General features: G+C 31.4%; 15 protein-coding genes. 3 read left to right on the plus strand and 12 right to left on the minus strand.

Translation table 11 applies throughout. From position 1 onward, the window contains the following. A partial coding sequence (locus tag BUC31_RS16395; RefSeq protein WP_170861975.1) for a T9SS type A sorting domain-containing protein occupies positions 1–381 on the plus strand: 381 nt, incomplete at its 5' end. Positions 382–637: 256 nt separating this feature from the next. Further along, a complete protein-coding gene (locus BUC31_RS16400; RefSeq protein ID WP_073246280.1) occupies positions 638–1,729 on the plus strand; it encodes a GNAT family N-acetyltransferase in 1,092 nt (363 codons plus the stop codon). Positions 1,730–1,815: 86 nt separating this feature from the next. Here the strand turns inward: BUC31_RS16400 and BUC31_RS16405 are convergent, their stop codons facing one another. The 10 genes from BUC31_RS16405 to BUC31_RS16450 form a co-directional block, all read right to left on the minus strand. Next, positions 1,816–2,484, minus strand: a complete 669-nt coding sequence (locus BUC31_RS16405) for an acyltransferase (protein WP_073246281.1) — start codon at positions 2,482–2,484, stop codon at positions 1,816–1,818. Positions 2,485–2,530: 46 nt separating this feature from the next. Further along, the gene (locus BUC31_RS16410) at positions 2,531–3,658 is read right to left on the minus strand and encodes a glycosyltransferase family 4 protein (protein WP_073246282.1); all 1,128 of its coding nucleotides are present in this window, start codon (positions 3,656–3,658) and stop codon (positions 2,531–2,533) included. Further along, a complete protein-coding gene (locus BUC31_RS16415) occupies positions 3,655–4,305 on the minus strand; it encodes a sugar transferase (protein WP_073246283.1) in 651 nt (216 codons plus the stop codon). Before BUC31_RS16415 ends, BUC31_RS16410 begins: the two co-directional genes overlap by 4 nt. A 4-nt stretch (positions 4,306–4,309) precedes the next feature. Further along, entirely contained in the window at positions 4,310–5,374 is a 1,065-nt protein-coding gene (locus BUC31_RS16420; RefSeq protein ID WP_073246284.1) for a hypothetical protein, read from the minus strand. Positions 5,375–5,482: 108 nt separating this feature from the next. Then, positions 5,483–6,640: a glycosyltransferase gene (locus tag BUC31_RS16425; protein ID WP_073246286.1), complete on the minus strand. Its 1,158-nt coding sequence runs from the start codon at positions 6,638–6,640 to the stop codon at positions 5,483–5,485. 31 nt (positions 6,641–6,671) lie between these two features. Further along, entirely contained in the window at positions 6,672–7,724 is a 1,053-nt protein-coding gene (locus BUC31_RS16430) for a glycosyltransferase family 4 protein (protein ID WP_073246288.1), read from the minus strand. Further along, positions 7,725–8,813: a glycosyltransferase gene (locus tag BUC31_RS16435; protein ID WP_073246290.1), complete on the minus strand. Its 1,089-nt coding sequence runs from the start codon at positions 8,811–8,813 to the stop codon at positions 7,725–7,727. A gap of 70 nt (positions 8,814–8,883) precedes the next feature. Beyond that, positions 8,884–10,218, minus strand: coding sequence for a murein biosynthesis integral membrane protein MurJ (gene murJ, locus BUC31_RS16440; protein ID WP_073246292.1), 1,335 nt, complete (start codon positions 10,216–10,218; stop codon positions 8,884–8,886). A 149-nt stretch (positions 10,219–10,367) separates the two neighbouring features. Beyond that, positions 10,368–11,540, minus strand: coding sequence for an O-antigen ligase family protein (locus tag BUC31_RS16445; RefSeq protein WP_073246294.1), 1,173 nt, complete (start codon positions 11,538–11,540; stop codon positions 10,368–10,370). Between the two features lie 9 nt (positions 11,541–11,549). Further along, on the minus strand, positions 11,550–12,614 hold the full coding sequence (locus tag BUC31_RS16450; RefSeq protein ID WP_073246296.1) for a glycosyltransferase family 4 protein: 1,065 nt from the start codon (positions 12,612–12,614) through the stop codon (positions 11,550–11,552). Between the two features lie 193 nt (positions 12,615–12,807). On the opposite strand from BUC31_RS16450, the gene BUC31_RS16455 reads away from it, so the two are divergent. Further along, positions 12,808–13,752 (plus strand): glycosyltransferase family 2 protein, encoded by a 945-nt coding sequence (locus tag BUC31_RS16455; protein WP_073246298.1) that lies wholly within the window; start codon positions 12,808–12,810, stop codon positions 13,750–13,752. Between the two features lie 68 nt (positions 13,753–13,820). Here BUC31_RS16455 and BUC31_RS16460 read toward each other — a convergent pair whose 3' ends face one another. Then, entirely contained in the window at positions 13,821–15,800 is a 1,980-nt protein-coding gene (locus BUC31_RS16460; RefSeq protein ID WP_073246300.1) for a polysaccharide lyase domain-containing protein, read from the minus strand. Positions 15,801–16,414: 614 nt separating this feature from the next. Then, positions 16,415–17,695 (minus strand): nucleotide sugar dehydrogenase, encoded by a 1,281-nt coding sequence (locus BUC31_RS16465; RefSeq protein WP_073246880.1) that lies wholly within the window; start codon positions 17,693–17,695, stop codon positions 16,415–16,417. Between the last annotated feature and the right edge of the window lie 4 nt (positions 17,696–17,699).

Here is a 17,699-nt window from a genome sequence, read left to right on the forward strand (position 1 = left end):
GACGGGGAACTGGATGTTACCTTCCTTCACGGTACTGAGAATACATTGGTCAATGCCATCGAAGTGAAGAAAATGATCAGTGTAAGTTCAAAAACTCGTTTTGTAATTAATGAAACAATTAACAAATTTGATTTCTCTATTAGTCGTAATCCTATTACCACAACAGATCAAATTCAATTATCAATTGTGAGTCCGAATGAAGTAGCGGGAATAATCAAAATTTATGGATTGGATGGTAAATTAATAAACACTACTAAAGTCAAGTTCAATGAAGGTAGAGATGAAGTAGTGCTTCCTAATTTAAACTTACAGCAAGGCTACTATTTGGTGCAAGTTGAGAATAATGGTGCGTTCATACTTAGAAAGATATTGATTAATTAGTTGTTTTAATTCAACTGATAAAAGTGTAACATTTGTCGTATAAATTGACAATTAGTAGACATTTAACTACTTTGTTGGCAAGAAATTTTATATTTGAATTAGAATTTAAAATACTTTTTTGTGAAGTTGTGCTTTTAGTGAATAAAAATAAGCTGAAGTACTCCCTAAATAACAGTGTTTAATTCTATGTATTAAAAGTAATTGTCATAACAATTCTTTTAGATTTAAAACGTTCTATTTTACAAATTAACCATACATGCAGTCTACTCAGACCTACAAATTAACTGTACAAGCGTTAGATTCAGAAGAAATATTAGATTTATATTCGAAATCTTTAGATAGTCTAAACTGTGTTTGCCCATATTATGCTTACGAACTTTTATTAAGTGATGAAAATGAAATTCAAAAACTTCATTTTTTCTCATTTAATGATGAAGATGGTTCTTTGCTAGCTATTATGCCTTTCTTGGTACGCGATATCATTATCAATGATGAGAATACGGGTCTAAAAGATGTAAGTAGTCCTTGGGGTTATAATGGTCCATATTTTAAAGAAAATGCTAGTTCTGATTTAAAAACGAAATTTTGGAAGCAAGTTGACGAATGGTATGCTAGTGAGAACATCGTAACAGAATTTGTTCGTTTTAATTTATATGGTCATTATTCAGAATATACTGGTGAAACAGTACACACGCTACTAAACGTTAGAGGAAATATTACAGATTGGGAGCAGTTTTGGTCTAATTTAAAATCGAATACTAGAAATCAATTTAGAAAAGCTGAGAAATTAGGTCTTTCTTTCAAATTGGTATATAAAGACATAGAAAAGGAGCACATAGCTGCTTTTTATGATTTATATATAGATACTATGGATCGTAGAGATGCAAAAGACTTTTTCTACCATAAATTAGATTATTTCGTTCATTTATGGGAAATGAATAAAGATAAATGTGCTATTGGTTTAGTTTATAAAGATGGTGTAGCCATTTCTACTGAATTATTTCTTTTAACACATGATACTGTATATTCATTCTTAGGGGGTACAGATGCAAATTATTTTAAGCTAAGACCTAATGAGTATTTAAAAATTAATGCCATACAGTGGGCGGGTGAAGCTGGTTTTACCTATTACAATATCGGTGGTGGTTTGTCTAACAGTAAAGAAGATAATTTATACTTATATAAAAGAAAATATTTTCCTTTAGATGAAGATGTAGATTTTTACACTGGTAGAAAAATCTTAGATGAAAAAGCCTATGATAAGTTGGTGGCCATGAATAAGTCAGATGCTGATATTGTAGCTTCTAAAGACTTAGCTAATGGTTATTTTCCTAAGTACCGAATGTAATATTTAGGGTTTTATGGAAAAGGTTCTTAATAGTAATTTTATTAAAAATGGCTGTTTTAAATTGTTCTAGAGTATAGAATTTCCTCTTATTTCCAATGTGCGTCTTCTTTTAATAGTTTGGCAGGATGCCCGCCTATTAAGCAGTTCTTTTGCTCAAACCTTCCTTTTACTATAGAATTACTGGCTACTATACTGCCATCAGCAATGTAAGATCCTTTATAAATTTTTACACCACAACCGATCCACACATTATTACCTATATAGATATCTTTTGTTCTTGGTACCTTCTTAGGGTTTTTGACTTTTTTTGGATAATATATTTCATGAAAGTCTTCATCTAAAAACTGACAATCCCAAGATATGGCACAGTTGTCACCAATACTGACTTTGTGTACTACGACCATTTGGGTATAAGAATTCATATAGCCGCCTTTACCAATCTCTAAAACACCACCTTCTCTTACATCTATCTTACAGCCTTTTCCAATCGAAAACCCACCTTTAAAAATAAGTTGACCACTAATGTTTAAAAAAGTTTTTTCCGTGGGAGTGGCAAAATTTACTGTTCGTAAACCTATAAGAACTCTTTTACCTTTAGTGGTTATATTTTTGTTACCGTAAATTTTAACCTTGGGGTATAGAACAATGTTCTTTTTGTGAACGAGCTTGTAAAATAAAGAATACAATACCACTTTTATAGTGCTAATGTTCCCTTCATCGCAAACTTCTTTAAGTTTGAGGTATTGATTTTTCATTAATATTGGCTAGTGGATAGCAAATATATAAATACCAAGAGGTATTTTAAAGTAATTCTTTATAAACCTCCAAAGTATTGTTGATCATTTGCGTTTTTGTAAACTTTTCTAATGCTGTTTTTCTAGCCGCAACACCTAATTTACTACGTAAATCTTCATTTGTCAGTACTTTTTCTAAAAGCTTCGCTAGTGCAGCTTCATCATCCATTGGGAAAATAAATCCGTTTTCACCATCGGTAATTTGATCATAAGCGCCATTAGAATTTGAACGAATAACACAGCAGCCACCCATCATAGCTTCTACGGCAACTAATCCAAAAGTGTCTGAGCGTGAAGGAAGTACAAAAACATCGAATAGTTGATAATAGGGCTTAGGATCTCTAAACGACAGAATTGTTATTTGATTTTGTAGCCTATTATCTTTCAAAAAAGTGTCAAACCACTCTTTTGATCCATTAGATTCATAATCACCTAAGAGAACAATATGTATTTTTTCTTTTAGTTCGGGCGATAGGTATTTACCAATGGCGTTGGCTAAAACATCTTGCCCTTTCATTGGGGTAATTCTACCAACCACACCAATTATAATTTTATCTGTTGGTATATGTTCTTTTTCTTTTAGGGCAACTAATGTAGCGGCATCTTCTACTTCTGCAAATCGCTCATCTATACCATGGTATACCATACGTATACTTTCTTCTGGCGAATGCATAACACGCTCGGTAAATTCTTTAGAACCTTCACTTACTGCAATCAGTAGGGTAGGGTGCTTGTATCTGAAATTAGGTGTTATGGTGTCTGCATGGACTGTAGAGACACATTTTTTGCCCAAAAGCCATGGTACAAATGTCATATTTGGCGAATGGCAGTGAATAACATCGGCATTTATTTTTTTTACTTGTAACATTACCTTCGAAAAGCTGAGAATGGTTTGTATTCCCTTTTTAATAGCATTTCCTTTAGGTTCTTTAAAATAATGCATGTGTACCCCAAGATGCTGGAATTCACTTTTAAGGTTGTCAAAAAACTCGGTATTATTTGAAGATTTTATTTTATAACCACTGGTTAAAATATGAACTTCATGCCCCTTCTCTACCATACCTTTAGTTAAATCTAAGATATTGGTAGCAAGCCCATCTTTACCAAATCGCATTACAATAAAGAGAATTTTCATGAGATAGGTTGAATATGTTGAAATTCAGGTTGTCTTTGACGAATAAGGTCCATGGCCTCAGTAGTTGGGTTGGCATTAGGGTCAACTTCAATATCTGCAGATTTTATAACTTTTTGAAAAGTCATCCATAGAATTTTTACATCATTAGCAAAACTTAAATTTTCGACATATTTTACATCGTTTTCAAATTTGCTTTCCCAAGTAATTAAATTTCTACCAGATACTTGCGCGAGACCTGTAATACCTGGTCTTGCAACAAATCTTTTACGTTCTTCAGTAGTGTAGTAGGGTAGGTATCGTATTAAAAGTGGTCTAGGCCCTATTAAACTCATTTCACCCTTGATCACATTCAATAATTGTGGTAATTCATCTATTGAAGTTTTACGAACAAATACGCCAAGAGGTGTTAAACGTTCACTATCAGGTAATAAGTTGCCTTCAGCATCACGTTTGTTATTCATAGTTTTCAATTTCAAAATCGAAAATATCTTTTCGTGTCTACCAGGTCTTCTCTGAACAAAGAAAGGGCTTTCTTTAAAACTGATGGCTAATATAATTGCGGTTATAACTACAATAGGTAAAACCAAAAGAAAGCCAAATAGGGCAAGAAAAAAATCTAAAGGTCTTTTAAAGTATTTTTTATACATGATATTATTTATTAGAAGTAATCCAATTATTAATTGTTGTGATGATATAGTTTAAATCGGTAGTATCAAACCTATAATCCATATGAATATTCAGCAAATAGGTATATTCGGTGGTCAAATCGTTTGTGGGCCATAATAATGCCGGGTAAATTTGATTTGTTACCAAGTGCTTTTTTAATTCATTTAAAGTGTCTAAGCTTTTGAAAGCTAGTAATAACCCAAAAGGAGCTTTTGTTTCGTGACGCACTATTTTAAAAGTATCGCTTTTTTTAAGCTTTGGGTAGGTATAATCTACATTCTTTTTTTTGAAACTATTAAAGTCGGTATGTATATATTGATTGATAAAAGCTGCATGAGCTGCTGAAACTTTATAGACTTCATAAATAGAGCGTACCATCAATTCTCCATTCATGTACTGCTCTAAATAACGTTCTTTTTGCCCATTTTTAGTACAGGTAGCTTTTAGTTCCATTGAGCCTATAATGGTATCCCAAGCTTCGTTCATTGGGTTTTCACCAGAATAACTGTCAAAAATATCAGAATTATTTAGGCTAATATCACTTTTAGACGCTTTAGGTTTCCAGGCAATACCACCCATTGGTATAGGTAATGTTTTACGTAACGATGCAAAACAAAAGTCAGCTTTACTGTTTAAGCTACCTTCGCTTAACCAACCATGCGAATGGTCTTCAATGATAATTGGTCTATCGCCCTCTGGTATATCTGTATTTTTTAATCCCCAGTAATTATTGACCATCACCAAATCTTTGGTAGACTTAAATTGGGTCCAATCAATTTTTGATTCAGGATCGAAAGGGTCAACATAATAATATTTTATGCTCTCAAATTCATGATTCATCCATTCTTTTACAAACGGGCAATAGTATTGAGGCATCCAAATAGTACCTATAGGGGTAGCTGCTTGAATTCTTTTAATTAAATATTTAAGTGCATACCTACCGGCGTAGAAAAGTATAGTCTCACCAAAATTAGGTGTACTTACTTGGGGCAACTTTCTGCCGTAAGTGCCTTCTATAAAAGATCCGTAACCAATAATCTCTTTTTGCATAGTACAAAGAAACCAAATTCAAATGATAGTTAATACCGTATTCGAAGAAGTTCTAATTTAATTGTTGAAAGGAATAAATAATTATAAAACTATAAAAGTATATGTGTCTTAGTTGTTTTTAAGTAACGCTTCATATTCTTTATGCAAAAGTTGCCAAATCAACTTTTGATCGTATCTGTCTATTATCATTTGTCTGCATTTATCTGATGAATAGCTATTTAAATCTCTTTCAATAAATTCAGATATCGCTTTTTCAAGTAATGGGGTATTTTTTACAGGAACAATAACTCCATTTTCACCAGAAATAATAATTTCGTTACTACCATTAATATCACTGACAATGACAGGTACTCCCATAGCTCCAGCCTGCATTACTACATTTGGGAAGCCTTCTCTATAACTTGGAAAAATCATAGCATCAGATATCGCCAAATACGGTCTAACATCTTCGATCCAGCCTGCCATTTTAATTTTTGGATGTGTATCTAAAATTTCTTCAGTTTTTGGCTTAATAGGGTCTAGGTCCTTTTCAGGTGTACCGCCTACAATTAACGTGACATTATCAAACTTAGTGGCAACTTCAACAAAAGCATCTACTAGTTCGTGAATTCCTTTATCATTTACTATTCTGCCTAGAAAGATTAAAACAGTCTCTTCTTCGCCTATGTTTAATGATTTTCTTAAGTCGTTTTTTGCTTTTTCAGAGAAGAGTGCGGGGTCAAAATGTTCTATACTTACCCCGTTAGAACTGCCTTCACCTATAACTTTTAATTTACTCGGTTTGGTGAATTTTTCCTGTTTTACAAAAGCATCTAAACCTTTTGAGTTAGGGTATACTTTTGTAGCACAAGCATACGTTATTTTTTCTACTACATTTAATAGAATTCTTTTTTTCCCTGTAGCTTCCATTAAAGGCAAGCCTGCAATGGTATGTAATCTATTGGGTACACCTGCTAATAATGCAGCTAGAAGCCCTAAAGTACCAGCCTTAGGCGTGTGGGTATGTACAATTGCTGGTTTTTCTTTTCTAAAAAAAGTATATAGTTGCCAAACTGCCCTTAAATCCTTGAAAGGGGTGATTTTTCTGGTCATGTCTATACCTTTAGTACGTACCCCCTCTATTTCGGTAACTTCAGCTAATACCGGGTCTTTTGATGATACACCAATAATATCATAGAATTGGTTCATATAAGACAATTGCCCCTTAAGTAATATTTTAAGAGATGATGCTACTGTAGTAACTCTAATTATTTTTTTATTGGACATGTAACGTTATTCTAAATATTTAAAACATTATCTAGCACTGTGAATATAACTGTTGATGACGGTCGTATATTTTATCGATGTCAAATTCTGTATGTACTTTAATTTTAAACTTCTGAGCTTTTTGTTGTGCTTTTTGATAATCAGACATCAAATCTATTACTTTTAAGTGAAAGCTGTCTAATTCAGCTAGATATCCTGTGGTGTCATCTAAAAAATCCGGTATACTACCAACGGGGGTTGTAATTACAGGTAGACCAATAGATCCTGATTCCAATATAGAAATAGGCATCCCTTCCCAAAGAGAAGGCATAATTTGAGCGCTGAAATCTTTTAAAATATCAGGTACATCATTTCTAAAACCCATAAGTTCTATATGGTCTTGTACTTTGAGTTCATCTATTTTATGAATCAATGAATCTTTTAGCGGACCGCTTCCTAGAAAATATACCTTAAAATTGGTATATCCATTATCTTTTAACTTTACTACCAAGTCAGGTATAAAAAGTGGATTTTTCTGTTCTGTTAAGCTTGCTAAAAATAAAAATTTAAATATTTCAGGATCATTCGGTATAAGTTCTTTACTGTTTTTAAACTTAATTAGGTTAATTCCATTAGGCAGTATTACTCCTTTTTTTAGATACCATTTTTCTCCTCTATCAGAAAAAATAATGTCTTTAGCCCTTAATGGTTTTGTTATAAATAACAACCATCTACGCATAACGCTACTTACAATATTGTTATGTAAAGTGAACACAATCTTTAATGAAAAACCACTTAGTTTTAATAATATGGCCACCCATAGCGCATGAAACATATGGCAATGAACCACAGGCTTTGGTTTAAAAGGTGTTAGAATGCTCTTTAGTTTTTTAAGACCTTGACCAAGCTGAGAAAATGAATCAATGTTTAAGAATTCGCACGTTATGCCTAGTTTGGTAAACTTATGTTCAATGTCATTTAAGCTTGTAACAGAAATGACTACGACTTTTTTATTATCATTCTTAGCTCTTTGGCTTAGGTCTAAAACCAAATGTTCAGCGCCACCACCAGATAGACCAGTTATAATATGAATGTTATAGGTCATTTAGTTATTGGTTTTACTTAAAAATAGATTCTCATAATCTGCAATAATCTTACTTTCATTATATCTAGAAACTACAGCATTTCTTACTTCAGCTAAATTCCAATCTTTACTGACTGCATGCACAATTTTATCTAAATATTCGTTTTGATCTTCAGCAATAAAACCATTTACATCCTCAATTATTATTTCATTTATACCACCAGGGGCGTTAAATGCAACCACAGGTGTGCCTACTGCACAACTTTCTAATAACACATTAGGGAAACCTTCAACAAAAGAACCTAATAAAAAGATATCATGCTGCTGTAGCAGAGTAGAAACTTCGTTAGAAAATGGAATGTGGGTTACTTTATCGGCTAGGCCATATTGTTTTATAACACTAAAAATTTCATCTTTTAGTTCTCCGTTACCAACGATAGTATAAGAGAAAGGTATTTTTAAATCTTTTAGAACTTCTAAGATTCTTAAATGCCCTTTTCTGCCAGAAAGACTACCTACGGTTATTAGTTTGACCGGCTCACTCTTGTCACGTAATTCTGTTTTTAGTTGGTATTTATCGGAAATAGGATTGTTTATAATAGCAATTTTATCTTCTGGAAAATTAGATAGTTGTTTAATGTCTTCAGCCATATCTATAGATTGGCATACCATTACATCTAATTTGTGCATTAAATATTTATTGAGCCAAGGTGGTAAAGTTGCTTTTATATGTTGCACCTCTGCTAACTTACTTATCACATTTACTTCTCTACCAATAAAGATAGTCTTTGAGAAAAATATTTTGCACAGACCCAGCATTATATTTACATGACCAATGGTGCCAAAAACAATATCTGGTTTTCCATTTTTTATAGTTTTATAAACTGTGCCAAAACTTCTAGAAACCCTGTCGTGATTTAGAAATACTACGTTAACATCTGGTACTTTAAATGTAGCATCTTTATTGGATCCTATGACGAAAAGGGTGGTGTCAAATTTAGATTTGTCAATTTTTTGTGCAACAAAAGACACTACACGTTCAGCTCCTCCAGCTCTAAGTGACGGTATGAAAAAGAATATTTTAATTTTATTTTTACTGGAGTTCAGCATATCTGAAATATTATAATATTTATGTAATTAGGTTTAATTATTCTTTTGGTATTTAGTTATTCAATTCATTTTAAATAGCAAATGTTTTTGAAACACTTATACTATACCAAAATGTAAAAATCATTTTTAAAATGATAACTACACTCGTGCAAATGGCAATACCTAGAATACCATAATACTGTATAAATACATAATCTAAAATTATGTTTAAGATTAAAGCGACTAGTGATGAATATGCCATAAACGCATTTTTATTGATACTAGTTAAAAAATTAACTACAACCATACCGCAAATTGTGAATGGAGTGTGTATCAGAAATATCTTTTGCATGGTAGAAACTATAGTTGAATCTTCAGAGGTGAATTTATTTCTCTCATAAAATAGTTCAACTAGAAAATCTGAAAATAAAATTCCTACAATTGCACAGATGGTAGAAACTATAAATAAAAGTTTCACCATTTTTAAGTAAGAATTAAAAGCTTTTCGTTGATTGTCAATAAACATGCTTGAAAATTTGGGTAATAAAACATTGTTTAAGGCCACTACTAGAATACCGATTAAAAATGCAGGAATCTTTTGTCCATAATTAATAGCCGCAATTGAACCTACAAGTAATTGGGCAGCAAAATACTGATCAACGACACTATTCATACCTGTTAAAAAACCAGACGAGACTTTCGCAGGTACTTGTTTAAGCATTAATTGAACGTTGTCATCTTTTATGTTCGGTTTAGAAATAGAAATAATATTTTTTTGTAAGCAAATAAAAATTAAAAATAGTATGCCCAATACAGAACCCACTAGTGTACCTATTGCGAGAACATTATAACCTAGTTCTTCTTTGAAAAAAGCAAGAAATAAAATCGTGATTATTGGAATAAAAAAACTAGGTAAAGAAGAATAAACAAATTCTCCTTTAATATTCAACATTCCAGATAGAAGAGATGAAATGCCCCATAAAAATATACATGGAGCCAAGAAATAAAACTGAGACTTAATCATTGAATAAAAAAGCTCATCATGATTAGGAAAAAGGGTTTCTAAAAAAATATCTGTTATTAGGTATGCAATTAAAACAAATATTGCTGATGTTACTATGGTAATTAAAAAACCGGTAGCTTGAAATGAAGCAGGATTTTTTCCTCGCTTTAACTCTGCAACATAATTTGGAATAAACACGCCTTTAAATGCGCCTAAAAAAACATTTTGAATAAAACCAGGTACTAATATAGCAATGAAGAATGTGTCTAATATTAATGAAAGGCCAAAACTAGAAGCAATATAGGTTTCTTTGAAAAAACCCAAAAATTTACCTAATAATGTAATGCTTGCTACAATAAGTAAATTACGAGCAGTACTATTATTTTTGGAAAAGATGTTTTTTATAAACTGTTTTGGATTCAAATTCAATATTTAATCAATAAATTTTTATTTTTTTGGAATATATTTTAACGGGAGTATTATTTACCATTTAAAACCCTTTAAATAACGATTTATTGTAATTATTAAGAAATAACTATCATTTGAAAATTTTGAATTATTCTCTTTAAGTATTATGCTTCTATTGTATTAACCTTAAGGTTAATTAAATCTTCTTGTTTAGAAGTTTCCTTTACCTGAATATGTATCCATAATAAAATAAAAAGTGAATAGTTAGATGTGAGAAAATTATGATTTGTCATTAAAAATAAACTAAGACCTAGCATCATCATTAATAAATGTGGTTTATCATTGAAAACTTTATAACTTTCAAAAAATAGCCAAATCATATATACAAGAAATATTGTTATCGGGATAATTCCACCTTCACCCCATATTAAGAGATAAGTATTGTGAACACCAACTGGTGGTGCAATACCAGAGCCAAGAAATGATTGATATCCATTACCCAATATCGGTTTGTTTTGCAATGCGTCATAATATCTGCTCCATGTATGCCATCTAGAATCTTTGTCAATGCCTTTTGATTTTGATTCATTACCTGTTAGAGATGCGCTTATCTGTTCCAATCTTGGATTTTTAACGGGAAGAAATTCATTATATATAAGTAGTGAACTAAGTATTCCAAAACCTATTGCTAGCATTTTAATATTTTTAATACTTAGTTTAATTGATAGTATATTTATTAATATCCATGTGATTACGAATGTTCTTGAAAGTGTAAAAAGACCTAAAAGTGTAAAGGCTGCTTTACCAACGATTTTATAGACTTTTGGCAATAAAAAAGAGGCTGAGAAGCCCATAAGACAAATAAGACCTCCATTGTTGGGGTCTAAATAAAAACCACTATACCTGCCATAATCAGCCTTAGGGTCATTAAATAAAAACATATTTCCTAAAATTGATAATGCTCCAATCATTAAAAACCACCACATTTCAATTTTACTAGTTTTTTTTAAAACTTCATAGCCACCCCATATCACAATGAAGTATTTAATTGCGATTACAAGAAAAAATCTAAAATCGGGCATATACTGTTGGTCAACTAGACCAGATATTAAAAAGTAGGATAAACCAAGTAGTAACATACCCTTACTATTACCACTTTTGCCATTGATTACAACATATAGGACTAATAAAGCATAAGATATGTAGCTAATCAAGGATGAAATTGAGCCATTCATATATGTTAAAAGAAAAGCAGGTAAATTCCATAGAAAAAGTCCTAAGATTAAATATCTTAGAACTGGTAAACTATTTTTCTCTTTGTCTAAATTACTTGTCATTGATAGTAACTATTGGTTAACAGATAAAATTAATTTTTCCCACTTTTCTAAAATAGCGTTCAATCCATAATTTGAAACAGATTCTGGACCTTTTTTTGCTATTTTAAGTCTAAAATCAAAATCGTTTATTAATAATTCAAGACCTTCTTGCATAGCTTTGCTATCTTGATCAGTAATTAATAAACCGTTGCTATTGTTTGTAATTAATTCACTCGGACCTGAAGTGCAATTATAAGAAATGCACGCCATTCCGTTAGATAATGCTTCCATAAGACCCATTGGTAATCCTTCAAATTTTGAGGGTAGGGCGAAAATTTGGGAATCTTGCATAATCTTATCTATCGCTTTTACGAAACCTAAAAATTTAACCTGTTTTTGTATTTCTAAATCAAAAGAAATTTTTTGTAATACTTTTAATCCCTTTTCTCCATCACCAGCAATTACTAAGTTCCAATCTTTATTTTTTTTAAGTATAGGGGCTGAAATGTGTAAAATTTGATCAAAGCCTTTATTTTGATATCTATTCAAAGAACCTACTACTAATATGTTTTTTTTTCTTTCTTCGAAAGACTTAATTTCAGTAGGAATTATCAATGGATTAGGCATAATTTCAACATTTGCCTTGAAATTTTCATAATATGGTTTGTCAAATTTTGTAAGTACTGTAGTTACATCAGCAAATCTATAGAAATACTTTCTAATGATGTCTTTTTTTCTGGTAGAGGGGGCTGTATGATTTGTGTGTTCGGAAATTATTAACTTAATTGAATATATTTTACTAACAATTATTGCCGTTAAGTTGTTTGATGGTAAAAATGAAATTAAAATATCTGGTCGTTTTTCTTTTTGTTTGTAATAGGTGAAAAGATTTTTTATCGAGCGTATTGTTTGATTTTTATTGTTACCACCATGTAGTTTTACACGATTAATATTTGTAGATAGTTCGTAATCCTGTCCTTCATGAAAAGTAATTAATTCTACTTCATGATTATTAACAAGACCATTCGCTATTGTTGACATGACGCGTTCTGCACCACCACCAATAAGAGAAGGTATTACGAAATGTATTTTCATTTTGGAATTATAATTTTAAACTGCGAATATAGAACCTACTTTAGGAATATTCCTATAGTAATTGTTTAAACGCATTTTATGGCGACAAAATTATATAATGTGATATATTAATCTTACTACTATTTAGTAATTAAAAATAGCTATAGTGTGTTTATGGTTTATAATTAATATTTTCGTTATTTATTTATATAAAATGTTGAAAAATTTACTTCCTGTTTTTAATTTAATCGAAGAGGAAATTTATAAATACAAATTTACTGTATTTGTACCTGTATATAATGCAGCGGAAACCATTAGCTTAGTTTTTGATTCTTTAAATGCTCAAACCTTTAAGGATTTCGAAGTTATTATTATTAATGATGGATCTTCTGATAATTCTCATGAAGTTATAAATAGTAAATTACCGGATTTGAGTTTTGACCATACTTATATTAATAACATTGTTAATGTAAACAAATTTGGTATATTATTCGAAGCAGTTGAAAAAGCTAAAGGTGAGTTTTTTATAATTCATGATTCTGATGACCAATGTACATCAAATGCTTTAGAAACATTTTTACGGCAGTATAATTCAATACCCAGCGAATTAAAAGACAAGATAAGTGGTGTTACATGTAAATGTAAGAATCAATTTGGAGAGGAAATAGGTGCGAAACTACCAGCAGATCCTTTGTATAGTAATACTTTCGAAAGTTCAATTAAATATGGTCTGTCTTTTGAGAAATGGGGCTTGGTAAAGACCAGGCTACTTAAGAGTATAAAAATCGATAAGTTTATTGTAGGTAAAGGAATGATTCCAGAAAGCTTTATTTGGATGATTTTTGCAAAAAATAAGTTTCTAACTAAATATTGTTCTGATGTAATTAGAATTTATTTTGTAGACAATCAAAACAGTTTGTCTACATTAAAGTATGATAAAAAAGCTCTTGGAATGGGTTTATATGCCATAATGTTCATGAATTATTTTTATGAGGATTATTTGCTAGTTTATCCAAAACACTTTATAAAAAGGCTTGTGTCTCTTTTAATGGCAAGCAAATATTTAAAGTACACTTTTAAAGACTATTATCAGAGTATAGATTCTGTGATATTAAAAATTATATTCTCTGTACTTTGGCCTTTTAAATCTTTCTTATAAAAAAATAACCTTGTTAATAATTATATTAACAAGGTTAAAAAATCCTTTTATTGAAATATACTATTAATTTATTTTGAATCTACTTGATTCATATATTCTTCAATATTTTCATAACCGTCACCATCAAAGTCACCTTTGTAACTTTGATTTAGATTTCCAAATGTTCTAATTTCCCAAGCATCAGCCATTCCATCATTATCTGAATCATAAGAGTTTGGTCGTGAATTGGAAGGAATATTAGGTAAAATCCATTCACTTACTTGGTGCCAGGTTTTTTCAGTTCTATTAGCTACAATATCTAATAGCTTACTGTCATTGGAATCTAAGAATACTTGAACCTCGCCACTGTTGTCTAAGAATTTATTAGCACCAATATTTCTATCTACAATCATTTCATTATAAGTTTGCTGAGCTGTATTTGGAGTTAATTGGTTTGGGATATTATTATGGGCATGTTTCGAATTGGTAAAAAAGGAATCCGAAAGTTTATTTTCTCTTTTGTAAAAATCTACCCAAATACTTGTGTTGTCAGAATTTGCATTAGAATAATAATTAAAACCTTCATAACTGTTACCTTCAGTAAAAATAACAGGATACTTGTTTAGACCTAATTCTTGATGAGCATGGCTAACTGTCGAATTACTTGCAGGTCTACCATGCCAATTGCCAATATGATTAAGGTTTAACTGATAATATGTATTCATCATTTTAGATGGTGAATCATAAATTAAATTATTAATTACTTCAGCATTACCATTGTAACTTATATTTGGTGTTCGATTTCCTCCAATAATAGCATTATTATTAAAGCTAACGTTATCGACAAAATTTTCAGGATTGTTTGGTTTGTTAGAGTTTACACCAATTGCAACATTAGTGTGACCATCAGCAAGAAGGCAGTTCTGTATGGTCAAGTTATTTATGCCATTACCCTCCGCAACTACAATTTCGTCTATGTAAGCACCCACAAGTTTGTCATATGAAAAAGATGCACTACAATTTGATAACATTATATTTTTACCGCCATAAAACAAGAAAGCCCAAGTATATGAATCATCATCTGCAATTCCGTCTATATTTCGTTTGATACCATCCTTATCATAAATTGGTCTACTTCTTAAATATCTAAATATTAAATTTTCGTTATCACCATGTCGTCCATCCAGTCTGAAAGAACCACCAGTTAAAGTAATACCTCCTTGTGGTGCCGATTGACCAAATATTGTTTTATTATTTACGCCATACATTCCATCATAACCAAATTGTGCCTGAGTTCCTCCTACACCTAATTCAATATTACCTGAAATGTTAAAAACGATATAGCCAACATTTTCATTTTGCATTGCCGGGAATAATCCGCCTTCGTAATATTCATCTTTGCCATTTTCTGCTGGAAAATAGGTTAAAGCTTTATTTCTGTCTAGTGTATTGATTATTGCTAAAGCTTTTCCTCTTCCTCCTGTAGCATTAGAGCCACCACCATAGGCGCTAGGGAATGCTTTTACAGGTCCGTTATCATTAACTGATATAGTTACAGTTGCTTGTTCTTCAGTTCTTTCACCAGTTTCCTCATTAACTACTTCTGCAGTATAGGTGAAAGTATCTTCCTCAGGTGCTGGAGTTGTTTCCTCTGGAGTTGTTTCTTCTGGAGTTGTTTCTTCTGGAGTTGTTTCTTCTGGAGTTGTTTCTTCTGGAGTTGTTTCTTCTGGAGTTGTTTCCTCAGGGCTGGTATCGTCTCCAATTTTATAAGTTAAAGTGTTGTCATCATTGATAGTTACAAAACCATTAATAGGTGATGATGTCTCTATGATAGTGATATTGCTATTAGAACTTACATTATCATTATTTAAAACATCCATTAAAATGGTAGTTTGACCTTCGGCCATATAAAAACTATCATTAATTAACAACGCATTTTCAAATTGAGTATCATCGGTAGTAATTACATACTCAGATAATAAATCGGCATCTTTACTGCAGGAAAATAGAAATAAGGTGGCAAAAACTGACAGGGTCAATTTAGTGGAGAAACGAATGAACTTTGACATAAGTAGGTAAATTGCTTTTGAATTAAAAATAATTACTATTTGGGTTACAATAATAATCTAATAATTTAATTGGTCGATGAAATAACTGTTATTTTCGATGAACTGCATGTATTGTTTTGGGGCACCTGATGTTCAACGTTGTAAATCAATTTTTATTTCTGTAAATTAAATTATTCGATTAAAAGAATTTTAAACATTCAATTATTATTTATAACCCTATGGTTACGTTCCTTCTTAGATGATTGGATGTTTTTGATCGATGAACTACACTGTTTTTTTTAAAAAATCGACCAAATACTCATTTTCTTAACATCCAGCTAACATTTTTAAGAATTTTTCTAATCCGTTAGCTATTTTTTTTAATTCTAAAAAGTGACGCTTGACGCTGAACGCATAGCGCTTACTGCTTTTTGAAAAACGCTAAACACTTATCGCAGAACAATTCATAATTTGTTCTATAATAACTATTGCTATTCTTGAATTACTATTCTTAGTGCGTAATAGATATTGAAGAATATCTACTGTATAGTGGAGAAGATTATAAATTATGTCAAAAAAAAGCTTGTAAGAATATCTCTATTCATACAAGCTTTTAATTTTTGAATCGAAAAGTTTTACAACCTTGCGTCTACGTCTTTCTTAAGAATGCCTTTAACGTCATATAAGACACCTTCTGGCTTAAGTAAACTCTTTAGTTCCATTTCTAAAAATTCTTTATGTGCTACCGTTAAAACAATGGCATCGAATTTTTCAGTTGGTAATTCTTTAACGACATCCATTTTATATTCATGAGCAACTTGTTTTGCAGAAGCCCAAGGATCATAAATAGTAACATCTGTTCCGTAAGATGTTAAATTGCTAATAACATCCACCGCTTTGGTATTTCTAACATCTGGGCAGTTTTCTTTAAAAGTGATACCTAATACTAGAATTTTACTGCCTTTGATTTTAATATCTCTTTGAACCATTAATTTTATAACCTCTGAGGAAACGTATTTACCCATGGTATCGTTCATACGTCTACCTGCTAATATAATTTCTGGATGATAGCCAAATTCTTGTGCTTTTTGAGCAAGGTAATAAGGATCAACACCAATGCAGTGACCACCGACTAAACCTGGCTTGAAAGGAAGAAAGTTCCATTTGGTACCTGCTGCTTCTAATACATCATGGGTATCGATGCCCATTAAATTAAATATTTTAGCTAATTCATTAACGAAGGCAATATTAATATCACGTTGCGAATTTTCGATTACTTTGGCAGCTTCAGCTACTTTTATAGTTGGTGCTAAGTGCGTACCTGCAGTAATAACAGAGGCATATAGTGCATCAACTTTTTTTCCTACTTCGGGAGTAGAACCTGAAGTTACCTTAAGAATTTTTTCTACAGTATGTTCTTTGTCTCCCGGATTAATACGTTCTGGAGAGTAACCAGCAAAGAAATCTGTATTATAAACTAAACCGCTTTCTTTTTCTAAAACCGGAATACACTCATCTTCAGTAACCCCAGGGTATACCGTTGATTCATAAATAACCGTGTCACCTTTCTTTAATACTTTACTTACTGTTTCAGAAGCTTTGTACAGTGGGGTCAAAATAGGTCTGTTGGTGCTGTCTACAGGAGTTGGTACGGTGACAATATAATAATTACAATCAGCAATATCAGCTAACTGGTTGGTGCAAAATAAGCCAGTTTCCATTTTTGGACCATCTTTTTGTACAGCCTGTAAAATATCATCTTCAACCTCAAGAGTACTATCATGACCCTTTCTAAGTTCATTAATACGTTCTGTATTAATGTCAAAACCTATAACAGGATATTTAGTTGCAAATAATCTAGCAAGTGGCAAGCCTACATAGCCTAAACCAATAATAGCAATTTTAATGTCTTTCATAATC

Source organism: Maribacter aquivivus, assembly GCF_900142175.1.
Lineage (GTDB): Bacteria > Bacteroidota > Bacteroidia > Flavobacteriales > Flavobacteriaceae > Maribacter > Maribacter aquivivus.

Coding starts and splice junctions, on each gene's coding strand:
- BUC31_RS16400 (WP_073246280.1), top strand. CDS start 638: ATGCAGTCTACTCAGACCTACAAATTAACTGTACAAGCGTTAGATTCA.
- BUC31_RS16405 (WP_073246281.1), bottom strand. CDS start 2,484: ATGAAAAATCAATACCTCAAACTTAAAGAAGTTTGCGATGAAGGGAAC.
- BUC31_RS16410 (WP_073246282.1), bottom strand. CDS start 3,658: ATGAAAATTCTCTTTATTGTAATGCGATTTGGTAAAGATGGGCTTGCT.
- BUC31_RS16415 (WP_073246283.1), bottom strand. CDS start 4,305: ATGTATAAAAAATACTTTAAAAGACCTTTAGATTTTTTTCTTGCCCTA.
- BUC31_RS16420 (WP_073246284.1), bottom strand. CDS start 5,374: ATGCAAAAAGAGATTATTGGTTACGGATCTTTTATAGAAGGCACTTAC.
- BUC31_RS16425 (WP_073246286.1), bottom strand. CDS start 6,640: ATGTCCAATAAAAAAATAATTAGAGTTACTACAGTAGCATCATCTCTT.
- BUC31_RS16430 (WP_073246288.1), bottom strand. CDS start 7,724: ATGACCTATAACATTCATATTATAACTGGTCTATCTGGTGGTGGCGCT.
- BUC31_RS16435 (WP_073246290.1), bottom strand. CDS start 8,813: ATGCTGAACTCCAGTAAAAATAAAATTAAAATATTCTTTTTCATACCG.
- BUC31_RS16445 (WP_073246294.1), bottom strand. CDS start 11,540: ATGACAAGTAATTTAGACAAAGAGAAAAATAGTTTACCAGTTCTAAGA.
- BUC31_RS16450 (WP_073246296.1), bottom strand. CDS start 12,614: ATGAAAATACATTTCGTAATACCTTCTCTTATTGGTGGTGGTGCAGAA.
- BUC31_RS16455 (WP_073246298.1), top strand. CDS start 12,808: ATGTTGAAAAATTTACTTCCTGTTTTTAATTTAATCGAAGAGGAAATT.
- BUC31_RS16460 (WP_073246300.1), bottom strand. CDS start 15,800: ATGTCAAAGTTCATTCGTTTCTCCACTAAATTGACCCTGTCAGTTTTT.
- BUC31_RS16465 (WP_073246880.1), bottom strand. CDS start 17,695: ATGAAAGACATTAAAATTGCTATTATTGGTTTAGGCTATGTAGGCTTG.